The 6000-nt window shown below is 69.7% G+C and carries 3 protein-coding genes; 2 read left to right on the plus strand and 1 reads right to left on the minus strand.

Going from position 1 to position 6000, the window contains the following annotated elements; translation table 11 throughout:
* The first annotated feature begins 74 nt into the window (after positions 1-74).
* Both aceE and ACWEQG_RS08180 read left to right on the plus strand, forming a co-directional pair.
* The gene (gene aceE, locus ACWEQG_RS08175) at positions 75-2828 is read left to right on the plus strand and encodes a pyruvate dehydrogenase (acetyl-transferring), homodimeric type (RefSeq protein WP_452282846.1); all 2754 of its coding nucleotides are present in this window, start codon (positions 75-77) and stop codon (positions 2826-2828) included.
* A 237-nt stretch (positions 2829-3065) separates the two neighbouring features.
* Positions 3066-4958 carry a trypsin-like peptidase domain-containing protein gene (locus ACWEQG_RS08180; protein ID WP_452282848.1) on the plus strand — a complete coding sequence of 631 codons (1893 nt, stop codon included), beginning with the start codon at positions 3066-3068 and terminating at the stop codon, positions 4956-4958.
* 379 nt (positions 4959-5337) lie between these two features.
* On the opposite strand, the gene ACWEQG_RS08185 is transcribed toward ACWEQG_RS08180, so the two are convergent.
* A partial coding sequence (locus ACWEQG_RS08185) for a sugar phosphate isomerase/epimerase family protein (RefSeq protein ID WP_452282850.1) occupies positions 5338-6000 on the minus strand: 663 nt, incomplete at its 5' end.

Here is a 6000-nt window from a genome sequence, read left to right on the forward strand (position 1 = left end):
TGACCGCATCGCAGCAGGCAACACAGACGTAACAGACTCGACGAGACAAAGTCCATCTCGGAAGGCGAGACCCAGTGGCTTCCGGACGCCAGCGTTTTTCGATCATCAGTGACGGCCTACCCAGCCAGTTGCCTGATGTCGATCCGAGCGAGACCAACGAATGGCTCGAATCGCTCGACAACGTCATCAAGACCGAGGGCCGCACCCGGGCCCGCTACCTGATGCTCCGGCTGCTCGAGCGCGCCCGCGAACACCAGGTCGGCGTGCCCGGCCTGCGGAGCACGGACTACATCAACACCATCCCCCCGGAGCGCGAACCCTGGTTCCCCGGGGACGAGTACGTCGAGCGCCGCATCCGGGCCTACATCCGCTGGAACGCGGCGGTCATGGTGACCCGCGCCAACGCGCGGACCAACGTCGGCGGCCACATCGCCACCTACGCGTCCGCGGCCTCGCTCTACGAGGTGGGCTTCAACCACTTCTTCCGCGGCAAGGACCACGGGGAGTCGGGCGACCAGATCTTCATCCAGGGGCACGCGGCCCCCGGCATCTACGCCCGCGCCTTCCTGGAGGGCCGCCTCGACGCGCCCCAGCTCGACGCGTTCCGCCAGGAGCTGTCCCACGGGATCAAGGGCCTGCCGTCCTACCCGCACCCGCGGCTGATGCCGGACTTCTGGGAGTTCCCCACGGTGTCGATGGGCCTCGGCCCGATCGGCGCCATCTACCAGGCCCGGTTCAACCGCTACCTGCTCAGCCGGAAGATCAAGGACACCAGCCGCAGCCACGTCTGGTGCTTCCTCGGCGACGGCGAGATGGACGAGCCCGAGTCGCTCGGCGCGATCGGCGTCGCGGCCCGTGAGGAGCTCGACAACCTCACCTTCGTCATCAACTGCAACCTGCAGCGGCTCGACGGCCCGGTGCGCGGCAACGGCAAGATCATCCAGGAGCTGGAGTCGTACTTCCGCGGCGCCGGCTGGAACGTCATCAAGGTCGTCTGGGGCCGTGACTGGGACCCGCTGCTGGCGGCCGACGTCGACGGCGTGCTGGTCAACCAGATGAACACCACGCCCGACGGGCAGTTCCAGACCTACTCGGTAGAGTCGGGCGCCTACATCCGGGAGAACTTCTTCGGCGGCGACCCGCGCCTGCGCAAGATGGTCGAGCACATGACCGACGACGACATCCGCAAGCTGTCGCGCGGCGGCCACGACTACCGTAAGGTGTACGCCGCGTTCAAGGCGGCCCGCGAGCACGTCGGCCAGCCGACCGTCATCCTGGCCCAGACCATCAAGGGCTGGACGCTCGGCAAGGACTTCGAGGCGCGCAACGCCACCCACCAGATGAAGAAGATGAGCAAGGCCGAGCTCAAGGAGTTCCGCGACCGGCTCTACCTGCCCATCCCGGACAAGGACCTCGAGGCCGACCTCCCGCCCTACTTCCACCCGGGCGAGGACAACGACGAGATCGCCTACATGAAGGAGCGCCGGGCGGCGCTCGGCGGCTACCTGCCCAAGCGGGTAGTACGCGCCAAGCCGCTCAAGCTTCCCGGCGACCCCGTCTACTCCGGCCTGCGCAAGGGTTCGGGCAAGCAGAACGTCGCCACGACCATGGCGTTCGTCCGCCTGCTCAAGGACCTCATGCGCGACAAGGAGATCGGCGCCAGGTTCGTGCCGATCATCCCGGACGAGGCCCGCACGTTCGGTGTGGACGCGATGTTCCCGACCGCCAAGATCTACTCGCCCCACGGCCAGACGTACGAGGCGGTCGACCGCGAGCTTCTGCTGTCGTACAAGGAGTCGACCGAGGGTCAGATCCTGCACGAGGGCATCAGCGAGGCCGGCTCGATGGGCTCGGTCCTCGCGGTGGGCACGTCGTACGCCACGCACGGCGAGCACATGATCCCGGTCTACATCTTCTACTCGATGTTCGGGTTCCAGCGGACCGCCGACCAGATGTGGCAGCTGGGCGACCAGATGGGCCGCGGCTTCCTGCTCGGCGCCACCGCCGGCCGCACCACGCTGAACGGCGAGGGCCTGCAGCACGAGGACGGCCACACCCCGCTGATCGCCTCGACCAACCCCGCCGCCGTGTCGTACGACCCGGCGTGGGCGTTCGAGATCGCGCACATCGTCAAGGACGGCCTGCGGCGGATGTACGGGGAGCACCCCGAAGACATCTTCTACTACCTGACCGTCTACAACGAGCCCTACCCGCAGCCGGCCGAACCGGAGAACGTGGACGTCGAGGGCATCCTCAAGGGTCTCTACCTCTACGCTCCGGCGGCGGGTGAAGGACCGAAGGCGAACATCCTGGTGTCCGGCGTCGCCGGCCCGTGGGCGCTGGAGGCACAGCGGATGCTGGCGGAGGACTGGGGGGTGTCGGCCTCGGTCTGGTCGGCCACCTCCTGGAGCGAGCTGCGCAGGGACGCCCTCACCGTCGAGGAGCACAACCTGCTCAACCCCGACGCCGAGCAGCGCGTGCCGTACGTGACCAGCAAGCTGTCGGGCGTGCCGGGGCCGTTCGTGGGCGTCAGCGACTACATGCGCGCCGTCCCGGACCAGATCGCCCAGTGGGTGCCGGGTGACTGGTCCTCGCTCGGGACCGACGGCTTCGGCCTGTCGGACACGCGTTCGGCGCTGCGCCGCCACTTCCACGTGGACGCGGCCTCGATCACGCTGGCGGTGCTGACCCAGCTCGTACGGCGCGGCGAGGTCAAGGCCGAGGTCCTGCAGGAGGCCGTCGCCCGCTACCACCTCAAGAACGGGGTGACCGAGGTGTCGGCCCAGCAGACCCCGGAGACCAACGACACCCAGTCCATGGGCGTCTGACCCGCGGATCCGTCCGGCGGCCCCCGCTCCGGCGGGGGCCGCCGTCGTTTCCCGCACCTTCGCCACAGACCGCTCGCCGCCGGACGCTCAGGGGCGGGCCTCCACCGCAAGGCCCTCGCCGCTCGTCTCCGTCCCACCGCACGTGAGCGGCTCGCGAAGAGGACTTGCACTGCGGTACCCGCCGGTCCCAAGCCACCTCCAAGCAAGAAACAAGACCGTTCCATCACGCTTGCTGCCGTGGATGGAAATATCAGGAAATACTTCGGCAGACTGACCGGGGGGATGGCCGCGATCGCGGCTTTCGCCCTGCTTGTCACGGCCGCTCCCGCTTCGGCGGACCCCGGGGACGAGATCCCCGTCGGCACCCGGCTGGCCGCTCGCACCCACCCGGCCGTGCAGCTCACCAGCATCACCTACTCCGGCGAGGTCGTCGTCCCGAGCAGCCAGGCCAAGGAGGCCGCATGGGACCAGCTGACCAACGAGGCCACGCAGGCCGTGCTCGCCGGCAAGATCCCCTCCGATGAGCGGAGCATCGCCAAGTTCCTCTTCCAGCGCGTGGCGTCCGACGTCGACCGGTACCTCGCGCCCGTCGGCCCGGAGCGTACGGTCAAGGCCCAGGTCGGCGGCATGTGCACGGGCTGGTGGGTCACCCCCGACGGCTACATGGTCACCGGCGCGCACTGCGTGCAGATGAGCGACCAGGAGCTGTCGCAGACCTTCGCGCAGCAGGCGCTGGAGAAGTTCAACAAGCAGGACGCGAAGGACATGATCAACGCCCTGCGGAACTTCGAGGCCGATAAGGAGATGATCGAGCTCGTCCAGCAGATCTACGTCACCTTCAACAGCACCCACCTGGAGATCCGCGGCCTGCAGAAGAGCCTGTCGGTCCTGCAGAGCCTGCCCGGCGGCGGCGTCGACAAGACGGCCAAGGAGGTCCCGGCCGAGCTGGTCTCGGTCGGTGAGAGCTACCCGGGCAAGGACTTCGCCCTGCTCAAGGTCAACGGCCAGCAGAACCTGCCGACCGTGCCGCTCGGCGAGGACGTCGACGTGCAGACCGGCGACACGCTCTACATCAGCGGCTTCCCCGGCCTGGTGACCAACACGCCCTGGTTCAGCGTCGAGTCGAAGCTCGACCCCGCGCTCACCGAAGGGCCGTACAACGCCAAGCGCAGCACGCAGGAAGGCGTGCCGTACATCCAGACGCAGGCGCCCTCCTACCACGGCAACTCCGGTGGTCCCGTGTTCAGCCGGGCGGGCAACGTCGTCGGCATGCTCATCGCCGGCACCGTGAGCGAGAACGGCGAGGCGTCGGAGAACGAGAGCTTCGTGCTCCCGGTCTCGATCATCAAGGAGAAGCTGAACGAGAAGAACGTCAAGCCCTCCGCGTCGCTGACGACGACCAAGTACAACGAGGCGCTCGACGACTTCTTCAAGCGGCACTACAAGGACGCGCTGCCGAAGTTCCGCGAGGTCCAGGCGCTGTTCCCGAGTCACCCGTACGTCGCGAAGTACATCACCGACTCCCAGCAGGCGATCTCCTCGGGCAAGGACGAGACCCCGCAGCCGATGTGGGTGTGGATCGCCGTCGGCGCCGGTGCGCTGATCCTCGTCGGCGGCGGCCTCCTGCTGCTGCTCCTCCTGCGCAGGCGCAAGAAGGACTCCGCCTCCCCGCAGGGCCAGGCGCCCTCGCCCGCGTACGGCGGCCCCTACCCCGGGCCGAACTCCGGCGGCGGCTACCCGGCCCAGGTCGGCGGCGGTTACGACCGGCAGCCGGTGAACGGCCAGGTGCTCCCCCAGGGCTGGCAGCCGCAGAGCCTGCCGCCCGCCGACGGGCCGGCGCGGACGGCCGGAGGCTACGAGGCGCCGCGCCCCGGCGGCTACGACCAGCGTCCGGACGCCCACGACCGGCGCTCGGACGGCCACGACCGGCAGCGGCCTGGCTCGGGCTACGACCCGCAGCGGCCCGACGGCGCGACGCAGTACGTGCGTCCCGCGCCCTACGGTCAGCAGCGGCCGCACGCCATGCCGGGCCAGGCCCCGGCCGACGCCGGCGCGCCGGACGTCGCCGACCTGGAGCGGGAGATCGCCGAGCTGCGCCGTCAGCTGCAGCACCGTCGGCCGGAGGCGTGACGGCCGAGCGGGAGGGTGACACCTCACCCTCCCGCGCAGCCCCCTCAGCCGATCCCAGCGGGAACAACACGGGCCGGGCGCACCTGATGGTGCGCCCGGCCCTTGTGTCGTGTCTCTTGGGCCTGTGGCCCGCCGCGCAGGACCCCGTGCAGGACCCCGTGCAGGACCCCGTGCAGGACCCCGCGCAGGACCCCGTGCAGGAACGCCGTGCAGCCTTCCGCCGGGCCTATCGTCGGACAGTCCCTGGGCATGGCCTCCGCGGCGGGAGAGCCGTCCTGGCCGGACGTGGTGGCGGCGTGGGGGTGAGGACATGGCGAAGGGCCGGGTCGCGCGTGTGCGCGGCCCGGCCCCGGGGCCTCACGGGAGCTGGGGAGAGAGGTCAGCTCTCGGAGGAGAAGGCGGCGTCGAAGGCGGCCTCGGGTGGGGTGATGGCGTTGAGGGAGCGGATGTAGGCGAGGGATTCGGGTGCGCCGTGCAGCCGGTCCATGCCCGCGTCCTCCCACTCGATGGAGATGGGGCCGTCGTAGCCGATGTGGTTGAGTGCGCGGAAGCACTCCTCCCAGGGGACGTCGCCGCGTCCGGTGGACACGAAGTCCCAGCCGCGGCGGGGGTCGGCCCAGGCCAGGTGGGAGGCCAGGCGGCCGCGGCGGCCGTCGCGGGTGGCGACCCGGGCGTCCTTGCAGTCGACGTGGTAGATCTTGTCGGCGAAGTCGAGGATGAACCCGGCGGGGTCCAGGCCCTGCCACACCATGTGGGAGGGGTCCCAGTTGAGGCCGAAGGCCGGGCGGTTGCCGATGGCCTCCAGGGTTCGCAGGGTGGTGTGGTAGTCGTAGGCGATCTCGCTGGGGTGTACCTCGTGGGCGAAGCGGACGCCGACCTCGTCGAAGACGTCGAGGATGGGGTTGAAGCGGTCGGCGAAGTCGGCGTAGCCGGCTTCGATCATCGACGGTGGGACCGGCGGGAACATGGCCAGGGTGTGCCAGATGGAGGAGCCGGTGAAGCCGACGACGGTCTTGACGCCGAGTTTGGCGGCCGCGCGGGC

The sequence above is a fragment of the Microbispora sp. NPDC004025 genome (assembly GCF_053604425.1).